At 38.4% G+C, this 18,853-nt stretch carries 12 protein-coding genes; 3 read left to right on the top strand and 9 right to left on the bottom strand.

The annotated features are described in order from the left end of the window. Positions 1 to 22 precede the first annotated feature (22 nt). From H0U71_00430 to H0U71_00420, 3 genes are all read right to left on the bottom strand, one after another. Positions 23 to 838: a putative DNA-binding domain-containing protein gene (locus H0U71_00430; GenBank protein ID MBA2653518.1), complete on the bottom strand. Its 816-nt coding sequence runs from the start codon at positions 836 to 838 to the stop codon at positions 23 to 25. Continuing rightward, positions 819 to 1,670: a DUF692 domain-containing protein gene (locus tag H0U71_00425; protein MBA2653517.1), complete on the bottom strand. Its 852-nt coding sequence runs from the start codon at positions 1,668 to 1,670 to the stop codon at positions 819 to 821. The genes H0U71_00430 and H0U71_00425 overlap by 20 nt, the downstream gene beginning before the upstream one ends. A gap of 607 nt (positions 1,671 to 2,277) precedes the next feature. After that, positions 2,278 to 7,173 (bottom strand): NAD-glutamate dehydrogenase, encoded by a 4,896-nt coding sequence (locus H0U71_00420; protein MBA2653516.1) that lies wholly within the window; start codon positions 7,171 to 7,173, stop codon positions 2,278 to 2,280. 344 nt (positions 7,174 to 7,517) lie between these two features. Between H0U71_00420 and H0U71_00415 the strand changes: the two genes are divergently transcribed. The 3 genes from H0U71_00415 (at position 7,518) to H0U71_00405 (ending at position 10,552) form a co-directional block, all read left to right on the top strand. Then, the gene (locus tag H0U71_00415; GenBank protein MBA2653515.1) at positions 7,518 to 8,189 is read left to right on the top strand and encodes a response regulator transcription factor; all 672 of its coding nucleotides are present in this window, start codon (positions 7,518 to 7,520) and stop codon (positions 8,187 to 8,189) included. Between the two features lie 47 nt (positions 8,190 to 8,236). Next, entirely contained in the window at positions 8,237 to 9,640 is a 1,404-nt protein-coding gene (locus H0U71_00410) for a two-component sensor histidine kinase (GenBank protein MBA2653514.1), read from the top strand. A gap of 225 nt (positions 9,641 to 9,865) precedes the next feature. Beyond that, entirely contained in the window at positions 9,866 to 10,552 is a 687-nt protein-coding gene (locus H0U71_00405; GenBank protein MBA2653513.1) for a phosphatase PAP2 family protein, read from the top strand. Here the strand turns inward: H0U71_00405 and wecB are convergent. From wecB to H0U71_00375, 6 genes are read right to left on the bottom strand one after another with little or no spacing between them, the layout of a single operon-like run. After that, a complete protein-coding gene (wecB, locus tag H0U71_00400) occupies positions 10,524 to 11,606 on the bottom strand; it encodes a UDP-N-acetylglucosamine 2-epimerase (non-hydrolyzing) (protein ID MBA2653512.1) in 1,083 nt (360 codons plus the stop codon). The genes H0U71_00405 and wecB overlap by 29 nt on opposite strands. A 16-nt stretch (positions 11,607 to 11,622) precedes the next feature. Further along, positions 11,623 to 12,507, bottom strand: coding sequence for a class I SAM-dependent methyltransferase (locus H0U71_00395; protein MBA2653511.1), 885 nt, complete (start codon positions 12,505 to 12,507; stop codon positions 11,623 to 11,625). A gap of 28 nt (positions 12,508 to 12,535) precedes the next feature. Further along, positions 12,536 to 15,088, bottom strand: coding sequence for a glycosyltransferase (locus H0U71_00390; protein ID MBA2653510.1), 2,553 nt, complete (start codon positions 15,086 to 15,088; stop codon positions 12,536 to 12,538). 15 nt (positions 15,089 to 15,103) lie between these two features. Further along, the gene (asnB, locus tag H0U71_00385; GenBank protein ID MBA2653509.1) at positions 15,104 to 16,843 is read right to left on the bottom strand and encodes an asparagine synthase (glutamine-hydrolyzing); all 1,740 of its coding nucleotides are present in this window, start codon (positions 16,841 to 16,843) and stop codon (positions 15,104 to 15,106) included. After that, entirely contained in the window at positions 16,843 to 17,907 is a 1,065-nt protein-coding gene (locus H0U71_00380) for an NAD-dependent epimerase/dehydratase family protein (protein ID MBA2653508.1), read from the bottom strand. Before H0U71_00380 ends, asnB begins: the two co-directional genes overlap by 1 nt. A gap of 12 nt (positions 17,908 to 17,919) precedes the next feature. After that, a complete protein-coding gene (locus H0U71_00375) occupies positions 17,920 to 18,852 on the bottom strand; it encodes an NAD-dependent epimerase/dehydratase family protein (GenBank protein MBA2653507.1) in 933 nt (310 codons plus the stop codon). Between the last annotated feature and the right edge of the window lies 1 nt (position 18,853).

Below are 18,853 nucleotides of genomic sequence, written 5' to 3'. Positions count from 1 at the left end.
AGGAGCCTAGAATCAAAACATGTTATACAGCAGCAGCTTCCGCATCAACCATAATGGTTGATTCTGCAATGCTTAGTTCCGAGAATAGTCCTTTTTCGATCCAGTTGCGCAAAGAGCCCGCTGCAAACATTGCTACCTCTTCTTCAGGCAGCCATTGACATAAGCCTTCGCAGATTTCCGCAAACGTTTTACCTTGTTTGAGAGCTTCGATCATCCACACCTGTTCTGTGGTGACCGATTCAAAAAAAGGTTTCAACTCGAATCGCCATATTACCCAAGTGACTTTAGCTTCATTATGGACAGCCTCAGGCAAGCTCTCCTGCTCTATCATCATAGCGTAGGCAATTTGAGGCACATTGTAATGAAACTGATGCAGCACAACGGAAGGATGGAAGGTGAATTGTATGTAAGGCCAAGATTCAGGTGCAACGGTGCCTAGCTCGGCTATTGCTATATGCCGAGCATCTGCGGCGTCTAGAACTTGAGAAGTAACCCATTCAAAGGTAGCAAATTCAGACCAAAAGAGCTGCGCATGCACATCTAATACAAACTTACTAAAATGACGACTAAAATTACAGATTGAAAAATGATCAGAGGGAAAGCTCTGAATATATTCCCGACCAATTTTGGTAAAGGCTTCTTCACCAAGCATGTCACGCAGCAAGGGGAAGTCTTTTTCAAGGATCTCTAACAAACGAAGCACATACCCCTTTTTATAGATATCTATTCGCTCAACCGCGTTATTGTATTCGGTTGAGATAGACTCCAGGATATTTTTGTCGCCCTCTAGGACGTATGCTTGAAAATTTTCTTGTAATTCACGCAGTGACGCTGACATTTTCACTCTCGCTATAAATCTTTTCTGCAATGGATCTGGCTTTATTCAATTCCACAAGCAATTCATCAATGGGGGGGATATGGTCATCCCTTTCAATCATTGTTGAAACAAAGCCATAATGCTGCACTGAAAAAGCATATAAATCCCAGACAGGATCAATAATATCGTGATCATGGGTATCTATTATATGTGTGCCAAAGTTACTGTGTCCCGCTAAATGAAATTGTCTTACCCGTTCAGCGGGAATACCCTTCAAATAATCCAGGGGATCGAAATGATGATTGTAGGAACTTACATAAACGTTATTTATATCAAGTAAAATAAGACAATCGGCCTCCTCGGCCACTTGTCTCATAAAATCCCATTCTGACATTTCAGAATGGCTATAGGTAACATAGCTGGAAACGTTCTCAATTAAGATTTGAGATTGCAGATAATCCTGCACTTGACTTATCCGTTCGGCCACATGCTTAACCGCTTCACTGGTAAAAGGCAAAGGTAATAAATCATGGAGATTAGTGCCATTCACCCCTGTCCAACAACAATGATCAGAAATCCAGCGAGGCTTAATGCGCGCGGCAAGGTTTTTTAATTGTTGCAGATAATCCCAATCCAACGGATCACAACTTCCAATGGAGAGTGAGACTCCGTGCATAGCAACAGGATAGTTGTCCGTAATTTGGTCAAGAAAATGTAATCTGTTACCGCCGGGAACTAAATAATCTTCGGTGATAACTTCAAACCAATCAACGGGGGGTTTATTTGCGAGAATGTCATGGTAGTGGTTTGGCCGTAGTCCTAGCCCAAATCCTAGATAATTATCTTTTTGCATAGTGGGACTTCTTTAAAAGAGTTAGCCGAGGTAAACCTCGGCTAACAACTGACACTAGAAAATTTAAAAAATCTTCTACTTTCTACTGCGACTATTCACCTTTGCAGGAGTTGCCACCGCATGGGCTGCATGGGTCACATTTAGCTTTGCAAGATGACATTCCTTTGCAGCTTGGGCAAGCAGGAGCGCATGGGTTGCATTTTGTTGGGCAGCATCCAGAGTCAGATGGAACCTGGGTAGCACAACCAGCAAGTAACATAGCGCCAGCAGCAATTGCAATCAAACCTGTTTTCATAATCATAATTCACTTCCCTCTTTATTTGAGTTTAAGACAAATCACCAAAAAGTTTTTTTAAAAAAAACTTTGAACCAACATTCATCACTTTCGCAATGATGCTTAGAGATGGTTGCTGAAAGTCAGCATGTCCATTGCTCTTTACATGGGTAATTTAGACTTATCTTGAGAGTAAATGCAAGTTAAAATTAACAAAAAATATAATTATATTTCCTAACTATGTTTTTTAACTAGGAAGTACAATTTTTTTCACTTTTTTTTAATATGAAAAAAAAACATCTCATGATTTTTCTGTTCAAAGTTTGCGCAATATTATGCTTCTTGAAAAAAGCAAAAACCTTCAGTTTGACCCTCTTGTCGACTGACCTGTGCAAGTTCGAGTAAGCCACGCATTGCCACGGTTAACATTGCAAACTCATTGGTATTTGTACTACGCAATTCTCCTAAAACTGCTTTCCATCTTGCAATATGTTTCTTGTTACTTTCTAACCATTTATTGACGTGATCATCTATGTGCTTAGATCTTCCAGCAAACTTAATTACACTCACTGTCAAAATACGTTGTAAGTAATCTAAATCACCCTTGTAATCCGCGCGCGCTAATACTGCCCAGTGATTATCAACGGGATAATCATTAATTTTTTCTCGGAACCAAATTAATTCTAAACGTTCCATAATCTTGAAATAAATTTTGGCTACTTCAAGAACATCCACTTTATTGGTAATGGCGGCTTCAATAATGTTAAGCGCCGAATAAAGTGGGCGCGTAGCAGATATTTTAGTTGCTATGTCTTCGGGAACGCCTTCAGAGATAAGGTATTTTGTTCTAGCTTCAAACTTTTCTTTTTCTTGACCAAATAAAATAGTGGGTAATATTTTAGCAACCTTAGTCAGATAAGGTGAAAAATGCGCAACCATTTCATCGATGTCATAATAGTAACGTTTATTCAACAATACCCATCTCGTCGCCCTCCTCCCTAAACGCATAATATCCAAGATCATTTCATTTTGTACTTCAATAGATATTTTATGCTCTAAAGCTTCCACTTGAGTCCACAGTGAATGTAAATCAAAAAGTTTACGGGTAGTCATATAAGCGCGTACTATTTCCTCTGTGCTAGCATTATTTTCATCGTTTATTTGATAAACAAAGGTAGTACCCATTTCAGTCACAAGATGATTACTCAATTGGGTAGCAATGATTTCACGTCGTAGATGATGTTGCTGCATCTGAGATGCGTAGCGTCTGCAAAGTGTGCGTGGAAAAGCGAGCTCGATATATTCTGATAGCGATTTTTCTTCTGGCAACTTAGTGTTTAAAATTTCTTTTTTAAGAATATTTTTACTATAGGCCATCAATACTGCAATTTCAGGGCGTGTGAGCCCCTGATGATTAGCTTTACGTTCATTAATGGTTTTGTCATCGGGTAAAAATTCTAGCGGGCGATTTAGATTGCCGTGCATTTCATGGCTTTGCATAAACAGACGATACAGTTCTAAATAGGTCATTGAATTGCTTACAGCAAAACTAATTGAACGTGTTTGATAATAATTATCATACAAAACGAGCTGAGCCACTTCATCCGTCATTTCAGAAAGTAATTGATTACGTTTCTTTTCGGTTAACACACCATCAACGATCAGCTGATTGAGAAGGATTTTGATATTGACTTCATGATCTGAACAATCAACGCCGCCTGAATTATCAATGAAATCGGTATTTATTTTGCCGCCGGATAGCTCAAACTCAATCCGCCCTAATTGTGTAAAGCCCAAATTGCCACCTTCAGCAACTGCTTTGCAATGTAGTTCATTGCCATTGATTCTTAAGGCGTCATTGGCGCGGTCACCAATTTCGCTGTGGGTTTCAGCGCTAGACTTGACGTAGGTGCCAATGCCCCCATTCCAAAACAAATCAACAGGAGCTTTCAAAATAGCTTTTATCAAATCGTTAGGAATAATTGCCTCTTTGGAAATACCTAAGACAGCACGTGCTTCAGAAGAAAGCTTAATGGATTTGACGGACCGCTTAAAAACGCCGCCTCCCTTTGAAATAAGGCTAGGGTCATAATCTTCCCACGTAGAGGCTGGCAGTTTGAATAACCGTAATCTCTCAAAGTAGCTTAATTTGGTATCTGGATTAGGATCGATGAAGATATGAGTGTGATTAAAAGCGGCTATCAATTTAATATGATCGGTATAAAGCATCCCATTACCAAAAACATCGCCTGCCATATCGCCAATACCAATCACAGTGAAGTCATCGTGATAGGGGTCAATAGTCAATTCACGAAAATGCGATTTGACAGATTCCCAAGCTCCTCGCGCGGTAATGCCAATTTTTTTATGGTCATAGCCAGTGGACCCACCGGAAGCAAATGCATCATCCAACCAAAAACCGTACTCAGCCGCTATGTCATTGGCGATATCGGAAAAAGTAGCTGTCCCTTTATCGGCAGCCACAACCAGGTAAGGATCTTCCTCATCAAAACAAACGGTATCGCTAGGTCGGATAACAGAACCTCCGACTAAATTATCAGCAATATCAAGTAATCCGCGGATAAAATTGCGATAGCAATTTACCCCCGCTTCCATCATTGCTCCTCTATTTGCATCAAGGGGTAGATTTTTAACCACAAACCCCCCTTTTGCACCGGAGGGGACGATAATAGCATTCTTCACTTGCTGCGCTTTCATCAAGCCCAGTACTTCTGTTCTAAAATCCTCGCGTCTATTTGACCATCGCAGCCCTCCTCTTGCCACCTTACCCGTGCGAAGATGGACACCTTCAAAATCGGTGGAATACACAAAGGTTTCAAACATTGGAATTGGGAGAGGAATGTCAGAAATCAAGGAGGAGTTAAACTTTAAAGAAAGATAAGGCTTATATTCACCCTCATGGGTCTGCTGATAGTAGTTCGTTCTGAGGGTAGCTTTCATCACCTCTAAGTAACGTCTTAAAATTCTATCTTCATCAAGATTGGCCACGTTATCAAGTTCACGTGAAAGTTCTTCTTCGATAAATGATATTTTATCTGCTTTCTTAGTGATTGCTGGATCAAAGATAAGATTGAAAAGATCCATTAGAAGCCGAGCAACAACAGGGTTAGTTGAAAAGGCATCTTCAATGTATTGTTGACTAAAGGTAAAGCCTAGCTGACGTAAAAATTTTGCATAAGCTCTTAGAACAGAGATTTCACGCCAGGTTAATTTAGCACCGAGTACTAATTTATTAAACCCGTCATTTTCGGCATAACCGTACCAAATTTTATGGAAAGCTTCTTGAAAGATGTCCTTGATCTCATTGATATCCAATGCATCGTCAATATTATAAAGCATATTAAAATCGTTGATCCAAGCCATCGATCCGTCATCGTAGCTAACTTGGAAAGGTTGTTCGCCTATCACCCGAAGTCCCATGTTTTCTAATATGGGTAGTACATCTGATAAAGGTATAGAATTGTTCAGTCGATACAATTTGAAACGAAGATTATTGGGAGCGGCATTTGTGGGATGGTAAATACTTAATTCAAGATCATGCGCTTCGGATAGCTTTTCCAGATGGTGAATATCATAAATGGCATTGCGGGGCAAATAGGCTTCACGATAGCCTGCAGGAAATGCGCGTTCATAGCGGCTCATAAGTACTATCCCTGCTTCCTCACCAAAATTCGCAAGTATTTCTTCTTGTAGATCATCCTTCCAAGATCGTCCAATGTGAATCAACTCATTTTCAATTTGCTTAAGATCATAGTTCAACTTCTTTTTAGGGTCTACGCGGATAACAAAATGGATTCGCGTAAGAACCGATTCGGGGAAGTAGGTTGTGAATGTTACTTTGCGGCCATTAAAAGCAGTGACCAGCGCAGCCTGCATTCGATAGATAAGGTCTGTACTTAAATTGTCACGTGGCACATAAACTAAGCAAGACACATAACGCCCATAAAGATCCTCTAATACAAACATACGTATTCGTTTGCGGTCTTGAAGATGGAGAATTCCCACCATAATTTCGCACAGCATATCAACATTGCCTTGAAACATGTCATCACGGGGAAATGTGTCTAATATATTTTGCAGCGTTTTGAGGGCATGTGAATTATGTGTTAAGCCAGACTTTTCTAAAATAGTTTGAACTTTATCTCGTATAAATGGGATATCACTTAATTTGCTGTTATAAGCTTCGGAGGTATAAAGACCAATGAATAAAGTTAATGCAATAATCTCGCCTCTCTCATCGAATTTTTTTACACCAATGTAATCTGTATAGGTTGGTCTATGAACGGTCGAGATAGTATTCGTTTTAGAAATGATCAGTATTTGTTTTGATAAAGCTTGTTTGCGCGCTTTTGACGGCAATTCATCGTAATAGCGGATAACTTTGCTTCTGCCCTCATCTTTCAATACTCCCAAGCCGGTGTTTGGAACGAGCTGTAAGGCCTTATCACCATCAATCTCTACAACAACATATTCTCGACTTCCTAAAAAAGTAAAATGGTCATTCTTTAGCCATTCAAGAAAAGTTTTAGATTCTTCAATATCTTCGTGTTTAAGGGGGGGAGGATTTGCAACCATTTCCTCTAAAATATTGCCCACTCTATTCTGCATTTTTTTCCAATCATTCACTGCCAATTGCACGTCAATGAGAATCCGTTGCAAATTTTCAGTGAGATTATTCAATATTTGGGGATCAGTTTGCTTATCAATTTCAAAATAAATTGGCGCCTCGGTAATAGCATCGGTCGCCTTAGAATCTATTGGAAGAACGGTGGTAATATGGCCCGCCTTATCCCGATAAACTTTCATCCCGCCCGAATGGATAATCAGGTGAATCGTATAACCCAAGCTGTTAATTTCCATACGCAAAGAATCGACCAAAAAGGGAATGTCATCATGGATAACCTCTACAATAGTATGCGTAGATTGCCAGTCATTTTTGTCTTCTGTGGGGTTGAAAATCTTAATTTTAGATTGATGAGGCTTGCGAGTTTTAAGTAAATTCCAATGAGAACATACCGCACCAAAAAGGGCCTTAGTACTTCTTTCTGCTATGTCTTCAATGGGTACATTGGAAAAATACAGTTCAATGAATGAAGTTAATAGTTTTACTTCATCAGATTCAACTCGTTTTTTAGCACAGGCAACCACTTTTTTGACAATTTTTTTGCGATCAATTGTATCTTTTCGTGTTGAGTTGACAGAGGACAATTTATTCTCCTTAGTTTTTAAGAAAAATAGTCAAAGAATACTCGGTGGATTTAACCTTTACCGAACCCAAAGCGCTTAAATAAGCTGCTAACAGTTGACAGCGGGAATCGCTGACAGTGATAATAAAATGAATTAAGAATACCCTACCATTAAGCTTTTCGCCACGCAAACTTAAGAAATCAAAATAATTCAGTTTGGGTGATCTATCTTTATATGAGAATATATATTATGTTTTTGATATATTTTATTATTTGTAGGATAATAGCTATAATAAATGTAAGTATATATGCAATATAATGGCAGCTTAGTGAGGCAGCTTTAATATTCAACCAAAGGTGAATTAGATGCGCGTATTATTAGTTGAAGATGATGAACTATTAGGCGATGGCGTTCGTAATGGCCTTATTCAATATGGTTACACAGTGGACTGGGTTAAAGATGGTCAAAGCGCTCAGCAGGCTGTTTTATCGGAAAGCTTTGATATTGTAGTTCTCGATATAGGCCTCCCTAAACGATCGGGCCTCGAAGTATTAAAATCGATGCGCTCCAAAAATATCGCCACTCCGGTTGTCATATTGACTGCGCGAGAAACTGTTGAAGACCAGGTAAAAGGGCTCGATGCTGGGGCTGATGATTATATTGTTAAGCCTTTTGATTTAGATGCGCTTTGCGCCAGAATGCGTGCACTTCAAAGAAGAACCACTTCGAGAGCAGAACCGATATTAACCTACGACACAATCGCGCTTGATCCTGCATCCCATACGGTTCATGTTAATGATGAACTTATTAATATTTCTCGCAGAGAATTTGCTTTACTTCAAAAACTACTCGAAAATGCAGGTCGCGTTTTGTCTCGTGAGCACCTGACCTCCACCCTCTATGGCTGGGGAGACGATGTAGATAGTAATGCGCTTGAAGTGCATATTCATAATTTAAGAAAGAAATTTGGCACAAAGCTCATACGAACAATTCGGGGGGTGGGGTATATGGTGGATAAGGAGAAAAAAGACACCTAATCTTCTCTATGTACTTCATTTTCAAATATAGCACTAGGCAGTAGCTAATGACTCCGTCAATTCGTACTTTTTTACTCATCAATCTATTGTTGAGCATTACGCTTATCACCTCATTAGCCATTATTGGTAATCTTTTTCTCGAGCACAAAGATTTACAAAAGCATCTCAATGCTCAATTAACGGTAAGTGCACTCACCATTGCTGCGTTTGTCAGCGATGATATTAGCAAACGCGACATCAGCATAATACAAAAACAAATCAATAGCTTACCTCAGATAGCTGATGCTTATCATGAGAATGACCATAAAAAAATTTTCACCCCCACCTATGAGTTAATTCAGTTTCAAGTCTGGGACAAAAACCGCAATTTAGTGCTAAGTTCGAGCACCGCTCCTAAACAGGCACTCTCCCATGGAAAACCCGGATTTAGTACTAAATGGATAGAGGGTCAATTATGGCATGTGTTTACCACAGTTGATAAAAATTCAGGCATGCGGGTGGATGTGGCTGAGCGCAGTGATTTTCGCGAAGAACTGGAAGGACGCGTCACTCAAGACTCTATCTTTATCATGTTAATCACCTACCCTTTTCTCGGACTTTTAATTTGGATTATAGTGGGAAGAGGATTGGACAGCATCAAGCAAGTTACCAATGAAATTCGGCAACGTGCGCCCAGTTATTTAGAACCTGTTGACTTAGAAGCTGTCCCCACTGAAATAAAACCGCTTATAGACGAATTAAATAAGTTATTTAAAAGATTACGCGAAGCCTTTGAAAGAGAAAAAAGGTTTGCGGCAGATGCAGCCCATGAACTGCGCACTCCTTTAGCTGCTTTGCGTGCTCAAACCCAAGTTGCCCTCAAAGCCATTACTGAAACTGAAATGCGCGAAGCGCTGGGTAAAGTCCTACAAGGTGTAGATCGCAGCTCTCATGTCGTACAACAGTTGTTAACGCTCAGCCGCATGGTGCCCCAAGCCACTATTAAAGAATTTGAGGAAGTATCCATCGTCAAGCAAGCTAGGGACGTTATTGCTGATCTCGCTCCAGCTGCTCTAGAGAAGAATACCGAAATTGAATTGGATGCGCCGGAGGATGGAGGCACCATAATGGGCTATCCTACAGCTGTCTCTATACTTATTCGCAACTTAGTCGATAATGCAATCCGTTATACTCCGATGGGAAGTTTGATTAAGGTAAATATATATTCCGAGAAAAATAATGTTATTTTGAAAGTGACTGATAATGGCCCCGGCATTCCTGAAGAATTGCATAATCGTGTTTTTGAACGTTTTTTCAGAATTTTAGGTAATAAGACCACCGGTAGTGGTCTCGGCCTGGGCATAGTCCAGCAAATTGTTGAAATTCATGATGCTGAGATAATTTTGGGATCACCCCAACTTGGAACGGGACTGGAAGTCACGGTTGTTTTTATGGGTCATAATATGCCCTAAAATTACCCACAGATTCTGTGGATAACTCTGTTGATATTAAGTGAGCAGAGACCAAAAAATCGCTTCGGGACTGGCTCTGCTACAAAATGAACATAATTTGCCCAAAATAAAAAATCGTTTAAAATCAAATTGTTAGCTACACTTCAGAATAGAGAACATTAAATTTAGTGAAAAGAGGACTCAATGCGGGTCGAGAATCATTAACTGTTAATAAATAGGTGAATAATGGATAAAAGATCACTAATGAGGACGACTTTATTAATAGCCTCAACGATATTGGCAGTGGTGTTTTGTTACTTCTTTATTGACAGACAACTTGCAACATGGTTATCACAACATCTTCGTTCTTTAGCAGTATTTGATTATTTGGCAAAAATCCCAGAATTATTCGCTGTGGCAGTTCCTATAATCTATATCACTATACTGATCCGCTTTAGCTTAGGTCGCTGGAGTCTACTTGACCGGCACGCCCTACTGTTTGCGAATGTTATAGCAATTACAGACTTTATGAAAGACTTTTTTAAATTTATATTTGGGCGTTATTGGCCAGAAACTTGGGCGTACAACAACCCTTCCTTTATAAAGGATAATATGTATGGTTTTCATTTTTTTAACAAGGGGGTGAACTTTGAATCATTTCCTTCTGGTCATGCTGCCACACTACTTTCGGGAGTCACCGTGTTGTGGCTCCTCTACCCTCGTCTAAAGCCTCTCTATCTAGTGTTAACTCTAGGCGGCCTCCTAGGGATTCTCGGTAAGGATTACCATTTTCTCAGTGATGTGATTGCCGGCGGGATGCTGGGGTATTTAGTTGCGTTGTATGGCTATTCTATGGCCTTTCAAAAAGAGTTTGAATCGTCGCTCGAAGGACGAAAAAGAGGCATCACAAATGATAGGTATTCAAAATTTTAGCAGCAATTAAATCTGCAGTTTTTCCCTCTCCGTAGGGATTATTCCATTCAGGGGTTATATTTTCCATTCTATTAATAAATGTCGCGATATCGGACATAGCGTTGGGATTCAACAATACATTCCACCCACTTTCAATCAATTCTTTCCATTCAGTGACTTCTCGCAAGGTTATGCAAGGAACTTTATGATAGAAGGCTTCCTTTTGTAAGCCGCCCGAATCGGTAATTACTAACTTAGAATTTTTTACTAGCTTCATCATGTCAAAAAATCCAAGCGGCTCAATGATTTTAATGGCGGGATTTATATTAAAAGAACATTCGACCAACCTTCTATGCGTCCGGGGGTGTAATGGAATGACGATATTTTGTTCGGTGCTCAGTGAATTAAAGGCTTCGAAAATATTAATTAAATTGTCGGATGCAGTGTTTTCTGCACGGTGGATGGTTGCAACTAGGTAAGATTTTGCTGGTAAGTTTAAGTCGGCGAGAATAGAAGATGTTTCACATTGGTTTTCGAAAAGTTTCACCACATCATACATAATATCCCCCACAATATGAATTTTGTGAGATTCTATTGATTCTTTTAACAAATTGTCTGCACTCGCCTGGCTAGGTACAAATAAGAGATCTGAAATGCGATCTGTTAGAATTCGATTGACTTCTTCCGGCTGACTATTGTTATAAGATCGCAAGCCCGCTTCAACGTGGACGATTGGAATGTGTAATTTTACAGCAGCAAGCGCGCCCGCTAAAGTCGAGTTGGTATCTCCATACACTAAGACACAATCAGGCTGTTCTGCTATGAGCAGATCTTCGATTTTGCTCAACATTTGGCTAGTTTGGTAACCCTGTGAAGCGGAGCCTACTTGCAAATTATATTTGGGCGTTGCTAAATCTAATTGTGAAAAAAAAATTTTTGATAAATTATCGTGATAGTGCTGCCCTGTATGAACTAAGATCTCATTTACTTTTTCGCATTTGTCAAAGGCACGACTGAGTGCAGCCGCTTTAACGAACTGAGGACGGGCGCCAATAATGGTCACTATTTTTAACATAACGCTCTCTTATAAACTACGCAGTATTTATTTTTCGACACACAGCCACCACTTCACTGGGTTTCATCAAAAATTTTCCTAATGCATTACTTATCTTAGTAACATGATGAGGGTCGTGATATTTCATTTTCATGCATTTTTCAAACAAGTAATCTATATATTTATTAAGCTTAAAAAGTTTGCGTTTTTTATACGAATAAAAACCATCAAAATGGAATTTTATTACTTGAAATCCCGCACCTTCTAACACCGTCTTAAGTGAACGTTTAGAAAAGTTACGCAGGTGTACAAAATCATATTTACAGCCCGCAAATTTAGAGTAAATATTTATATTTTCATCATAAGGCGTTCTTACGACAAATACGCCGGTATCTTTCAAGGAACGGCGCACGGAGTATAAAAAATCTCCGACGTTAAATACGTGCTCTAAAATATCGGCGGCGACTACTAGGTCAAACTCATTTCTGTAAGGAATATTTTCAGCATTGGCTAGAATGACGTTGACATCATTTTTGTGACGCATTATATCATTATATTTTTTAAGATAAGGCACGCTGATATCAATTCCGACTAAGTTTTTTGGAGTATTTTCTATCAGCATATCGAATAATAAACCTTTACCAATTCCTACTTCGCATACATTTTTATTTTGAATACTCCCTAGATAGGAATGAAATTTATGAGTCTGATAACGAATGTAATCTATGTCTTGAATACTTTCAGCAAGATCATCGTCGCTTATTTCATCATAATTCTGAATATATTTCTGAAAAGTCATATCCGCCATATCTGTTTTAGACAAAAAGCTGGATATGCCATGGTGATGAGTTAATTTCCAATTGCAGGTATTACATTTATAACTTAAATCAATATCTTTATGACAATCTGGACAAATTATCATGATGACTCCCTTTCAATAACTCAGTAACTTATATTTTTAAACATCTTTTTATGGTCGAGTAAACCTTGGTTAAAGGTTTACCCGGAAGTACATTATTCACCCGAATAAGTGGCTTGATAATTAGGTTCGAAGCCAAAATACCCTTCAGCATTCGGGGTAATAAATGAGCAAATGGTTTAGTAGGTAGGCCCTTATAATTTTTAATACCGATTTTATTGATGATAGATAGTGAGGCTGGGTTATTAACTAAATCATTTGTAAGAAGACTCGATTGGATAGAACCTTTAGAACTGGTATTTGTGTGCGACCAACGCGAATGATTAGCATACGCAAATAGTATGGGTATAATTGACGCTTCGCTGCGACTTTTTACCTTAGTCCCGAAATAGATATCTATTTCATTAATAAAAGCTTTATAGCTAAATCGACCTGACTTCACCACATCATCAAAACTGCGCGTCGTCATTTTTTGAAGATAGTTATCATCACCAATTTTAGTTAATACTTCATCGAAGTTACTAAAATCTTTTTTCAAAGCAATGAAATGTAAATCCGGCTCTATGATACCAGAATACGAACCTTCAAAAAGAACAAGGCCAGTTCGAAGAGCAATGGCTTCAAATATCTTTGGAGATATTTGATTCATTACTATTTTGCCTTCATCTGCACAAAGAAATCGTTCAAAGATTTCTTCGTAGGTTACACTCGGATTTTGTTTCATGGCTAACTGAATATTGCGACTGATCTCACCGGTAAAATCAAAAACATTGGAGCCACTTTCGGTTCCCAATGTAGTTCTACAACTCGATAAGAATTTATACCAATTATCGCCATAAATACGTTTATCGGTTTCCCACTCGATATCAATCGGAATGTCTTTAGCTGAACATATCCGCTTCATCTCTTTTCCGATGATAAATTTTTCTCTACCTAGATTGCCGTACCAATAAGGAAGATCTCGCCCTCTATATCCAATCCACATTTTGCGTGTATGAAGCGGTGTTATATCACCTAAATTATTTAGATGCTCTGGAATATAACCCGTTAATGTCTGAATGAAGTCAATATGTGAAAACTCTGCGGGAGGATAAACAGCGTCTACATAGGCTTTTGGCACAGTAGTGAATACCGTATGGATGCCTATATCCAACATCTTCGTTTTAGCAATGTTGGTGGTATCGTACTCATCTTGAATAAACAATGCTTTGAAACCACCATAGTTTTTTAATGCGCGGATATAATGAGGTGAGAGGGATGAATCACAATTATTGGTGTTGATTCGAATGGAGTAATGAATTACAACTACATCAAAAACAGATAAATCAATATAACAATCTATATTACCCGTAGCATTCGCATAATAAATATTGTTTTTGGAATATTTTTTAAATGCACGTAGGTGTTCGCTGATTGTGCTGACATGAATGCTATTAGCATCGTACAACACCAACATCTCTAAAGGTCGATTCGAAGTAACGGCGGCTTCGGTTTGATGTAATGTGGAAGCCAATGATTTGCATAACGCAGAAAACTTGAGATCATAATCTTGCTCAGAAGCTACGCTTTGTCTTGACTCAATTAAGTTCTTATCTCGTGATGAGATTAAAGCAGCTTTAATGGACAATTCAAATTCATTAACATTTACTGCAAAATGAAAGACGTCTTTATAATGTTGTAACGATTCGATGGGAACCGATACTACGGGTAGTCCACATGCCAAATATTCAAAGGCTTTTAAAGGAAATGAATGTTCAATATATTCAGAGGTTTGGAATGGAATGATTCCGACAGCGGCTTGATACATTTTTATTTTTAATTCATCGCAATTTAAAGTACCAAAGTATTTCACATTAGATTTTTTTATTAAGTCTTTCCACTGCGAGTTATTACCCGATACTTTCCCGCAGAACCAAAATTCATATTCAGGCATGCGCGTAGCTAATTCTAATAATAACGGGTAATCAAGTTTGGAATTAATGTTGCCTTGATATAAAATAATGTTATTGGAATTTTCAGTTAGACTAAGTCTCTTTTCATAATAAAACTTGAAATCGCAACCATTTGTAATGGTAATATGTTTGCCAGCATATTTGCCCTGTTCGATAAAGCTTTTTTCAACGCCTGCTGAAACACTCACCAATAAGTCGACTTGCTGTAACGTGTCCATCATGTCAGGGTACAAAATTGACGCTGACGTTATTTGATGAGGTGAATGACAAAAATAATCTTCTGTTGCATGATATACCACCAACGGGGACCACAGGTTTGCAATTACCTTTGAAAACCTACAGTTATATACCCATACTAAGGGCTTAATAATATTTTTAGCTCTCAATGCTTGATTAAGAATAAAGGATTGTTTTTGAGAAAATTTTCTTGAGACATGTAAAATAAAAACATTCGCCAGCTCAGTTTTTTCATAATAATATTTTTCTGTTAACAAGTCGGGCTGTACAAAGATAACTGGCAGGAATTTACAAAAACGTGATGCATAGTGGTATCTATTACTCCGTAATTCCGTCTTCCAATCGGACCACGTTAACATAATAACAGCATCAAATTTGTTCAAAATATCAAGCATAGTGTTATCCATCAATTATTGATTAATCCGAGCACGCCATTTATCTACTATCATGTCTCGGAAATCACGGCTGCCATTACTCGTTACAGTCATATTGTAAGCCTTCTTTAACCACTCGCTTTCGGGTACCGGATAGCCTAATTTATCCATGCGCAATCGAATATTGTCAGGCACAATATTTTTGAGCGCATCACGCAATATTGCCTTTGTGTAGCCTTTATTAATTTTTAGACTCGAAGGTAACGATAAACAAAAATCAACCAAGTCTTTGTCCAAAAAAGGAACCCGCGATTCAATTGATTGACCCATTGAGTTTCGATCTTCATATCTCAATAATTGAGGGAGATTAGTTTCGGTCAACATTGAAACGAGTGTATCATCGAAGTTGATATAGGGTTGTAGTAACGTGTTCATTCTAAAATGATATTCATCAGCATTACCCAGCAGGTGCTTTTGTACTTTATTATTAGATGTCAAACGATTCGCTACTTTTTTGACTAGTTGTACGCCATTTAATTTATGTTGGTGATGTTTGTTTAGATAATAAAATTCACGAGCAAATCCAAATAGGTTACCTTTGAATAACAAGGATTCCAGATAGGTATTAAAGTATCCATGGTAGCCTGCAAATTGCTCATCTGCGCCCTGCCCTGATAAAGCAACTTTGAAACTCTGCTCTTTAATTTTTTTAAAAAGCGTATATTGCGCAAAAATACTTAAACTTCCAAAAGGTTCATCTTGCACATCTAACAATTTATCAAATTCATTCACAAAGTTATCATAACGTGGTGTAGCAAAGTGGTGTTTAGCAGAAACATGATTTGCAATATGCTTAGCCCAAAGGGACTCATCTATAGCGAGATGTTCGGGGTAGTGAGTAGTGAATACCTCTAAATTACCTGCATTATTCTTTGCACTGATACATACAATGGCCGATGAATCCAATCCTCCGCTAAGACAAGCTGCAATAGAAACATCGCTGCGTAAATGCAAGGTGATGCTTTTAATTAATAGTTTGGTTAATTGTTCTGTGGCCTCTGCTTTATTAATTTTTTGTATTGGGAGAGGCGGCGACCAATAACGGACCAAGGTCATTTTGTGCTGCCACGTTTTGAGATTGATAATTGTATAATGCGCGTGGGGAAATCGTTTAATATGGTGATAAAAAGTCCAATCTTCTCTATCCAGGTAACCGTGCTGAGCAAAAAGCTGCACTGAGACTTCATCCACTTCATTAAATCGAGAATTGATCGCTTTCAGTGCTTTTATTTCAGAAGCAAAATAAAGAGTTTGGTTATGTATCACATAATATAAAGGTTTGATCGCAAAAGGGTCTCTGCAAAGAACAATTTCATCTTTCAGTTGATCATACAATGCAAACGACCACATTCCATTAAAGAGCTTGAATGCCTTTTCGCCCCAATGACGATAGCACTCAATTATAACTTCACTATCTGATTGAGAGTTAAATTGACTACCCTGTTTTTCACACAAGGCACGTAATTCTAGATAATTATAAATTTCGCCGTTAAAAACTAAAACGAATCGACCATCAACTGAAAGCATCGGTTGGCTTGCGTGGGTAGATAAATCAATGATAGCAAGCCGCGTGTGGCCAAAATGTACTCGTTGAGTAGCATCTGCCCAAATGCCTTCGCCATCTGGACCGCGGTGTGCCAACAAATAATTCATTTGTTTAATTACAGGAATATAATTGGATGTTTTATTAGTAACAATTCCTGCAATACCGCACATTAAGTAACCTCAAGATATTTTTTTATACCCGAAGTGTAATGGACATGCTTAGCAATGGAATGTTTAATGATATTGAGATTAGCTAGAGTCCATTCGATAGTTTTGTTGAGACCTTGATTAATATCTATCTCTGCTTTGAAATTTATTTTTGATTTAGCTTTTTCGGTATCCCCATAGCGTTTTCCTGATCTATCCCAATCTCGTGCGGATTTAAAATGGATTTCTGTAGGATTACCCACAATATTATTAATGCTTTGGGCTAACTCTAAGATCGAGGTCTCTTGACCGGAAGCTAAGTTATAAATTTCGCCAGGCGTCCCTTCTAGCGCGCAAGAAATAAGGCCTTTCACAATATCATCAATAAAAATAAAATCTCGTGTGGCTATGCCATTATTATCAACCGGTAACGCCTCATGATGTAGTGCTTGAAAAATAAAAGTTGGAATGACATTACGCCAGACTGTGTGGACTGTACCCCGCCATTGACCAGCGCCCAAAACTTCGTTCGGTCCGTAAACATTTTGAAAACGTGCTTTAACAAAGGGGAGTCGATAACGATGCCAATAGTAGTTACCGTATAGTTCACCTATAATTTTTGAAATTTGATAGGGGCTATCTAAGAATAGTGACACGTTATCTTCTTCGGTGGTTGCTGTCGCTTCATCAAATGTCTTCTGCGCTACTGTGCAACCTGCCGAAGAATAGACAACTTTATTTAATTCTGTAAATGATTTGATACGATCGAATAACTTTAAACTAGTCAACGTATTATTTTCATGATCCGCTAATGGATCATGAATTGAACTTTGATTACCATGGTAGGTCGCCAAATGAAAAACGTAATTTATGTCGTTAGGTAACGATTCTAAAATCGCATCTTTAGTAATAGAGCCCAAGATAAATGTTATTTTTGTGTTATCTGGGACCTGAGAAATTTCAGAAGATAATAAATTATCAACAATAATAATTTCTTTGGGATCATGCTCTAATAATGCATTACACAAATTACTTCCGACAAATCCCGCCCCTCCAACAACTAAAATCTTAGCATTTGTGAAAGTCATGTATTTATCCAATTAATTTTCTTGTTTTAAATGGGTGAAAGTTTCGTTGATGCCAAAATTATTATAATAGTTGATGGCACGCTTTACTCCCTCTACTAAAGGCGTACTAATATCCCAACCAAATTCGGCATTGGTTTTTTTGGGGTCAAGTAATATAGTAAAAGCGTCGTCCGGATTACGCGGTTTAACTTCCACATCATTGTCAAGTTGTAAATCTAATGCGGCAATAGTGGCATCAAATAATTCTTTAATAGAATAATCTTTGCCCGAAGAAATATGATAAATGCCCTTGCCTTTTCCTTCTACGGCCTTCATAACGCAATCTATCATGTCATCAATGTAAATAAAGTCACGACGTGTATCCATTACAAAGCAAGCTTTGCCTTGTGTTAAACGCTGATAGAAAGTGGGTAATGGACCACTAATGTTTCGAGGACCATAGGCATTGGCTAAGCGAAAGCTTACATAATTCAACCCTGAAATCTCAATGAAGTGCTCAGCGGCCGTTTTTGTAATGGCATAACTGCTATTAGCAGGAAATAATGCATGGTCTAACTGAATAGGTTGCGCGAGAGGTTTAACGCCGTAGCATAATGCGGTTTGAAAATAGATTATTCGATCACAAGCAACCTGCTTCATTCCACGAAGGACATTTACTGTTCCAGTGATATTAGTATAAGTATCCTCTTCCCAATTATCAGGATTTTTATAAGAGGCTGCAGCATGAACCACTAAATCTGGTTGGAACTGTTCAAATGACTGAATGACTAATTCTTGATCGGCAATTGTGCCCTCAATAATTTGTAAATTGGCATGTGCGGAAAGGTTATCTCTTCGACCGGTCGCATAGTTGTCAATCACCATTACCTGGTCGCCACGTTGCAATAGCCTATCTGCCAAATGCGAACCAATAAAACCTGCACCACCTGTAATCAAAATTTTCATA

It is taken from the genome of Gammaproteobacteria bacterium (genome assembly GCA_013697705.1).
Lineage (GTDB): Bacteria > Pseudomonadota > Gammaproteobacteria > UBA6002 > UBA6002 > UBA6002.
Note: the sequence above shows the minus strand (reverse complement) of the source record. Positions and strands in the feature narration are given on the sequence as shown.

Coding starts and splice junctions, on each gene's coding strand:
- H0U71_00430 (MBA2653518.1), bottom strand. CDS start 838: ATGTCAGCGTCACTGCGTGAATTACAAGAAAATTTTCAAGCATACGTC.
- H0U71_00425 (MBA2653517.1), bottom strand. CDS start 1,670: ATGCAAAAAGATAATTATCTAGGATTTGGGCTAGGACTACGGCCAAAC.
- H0U71_00415 (MBA2653515.1), top strand. CDS start 7,518: ATGCGCGTATTATTAGTTGAAGATGATGAACTATTAGGCGATGGCGTT.
- H0U71_00410 (MBA2653514.1), top strand. CDS start 8,237: ATGACTCCGTCAATTCGTACTTTTTTACTCATCAATCTATTGTTGAGC.
- H0U71_00405 (MBA2653513.1), top strand. CDS start 9,866: ATGGATAAAAGATCACTAATGAGGACGACTTTATTAATAGCCTCAACG.
- wecB (MBA2653512.1), bottom strand. CDS start 11,606: ATGTTAAAAATAGTGACCATTATTGGCGCCCGTCCTCAGTTCGTTAAA.
- H0U71_00395 (MBA2653511.1), bottom strand. CDS start 12,507: ATGATAATTTGTCCAGATTGTCATAAAGATATTGATTTAAGTTATAAA.
- H0U71_00390 (MBA2653510.1), bottom strand. CDS start 15,088: ATGCTTGATATTTTGAACAAATTTGATGCTGTTATTATGTTAACGTGG.
- asnB (MBA2653509.1), bottom strand. CDS start 16,843: ATGTGCGGTATTGCAGGAATTGTTACTAATAAAACATCCAATTATATT.
- H0U71_00380 (MBA2653508.1), bottom strand. CDS start 17,907: ATGACTTTCACAAATGCTAAGATTTTAGTTGTTGGAGGGGCGGGATTT.
- H0U71_00375 (MBA2653507.1), bottom strand. CDS start 18,852: ATGAAAATTTTGATTACAGGTGGTGCAGGTTTTATTGGTTCGCATTTG.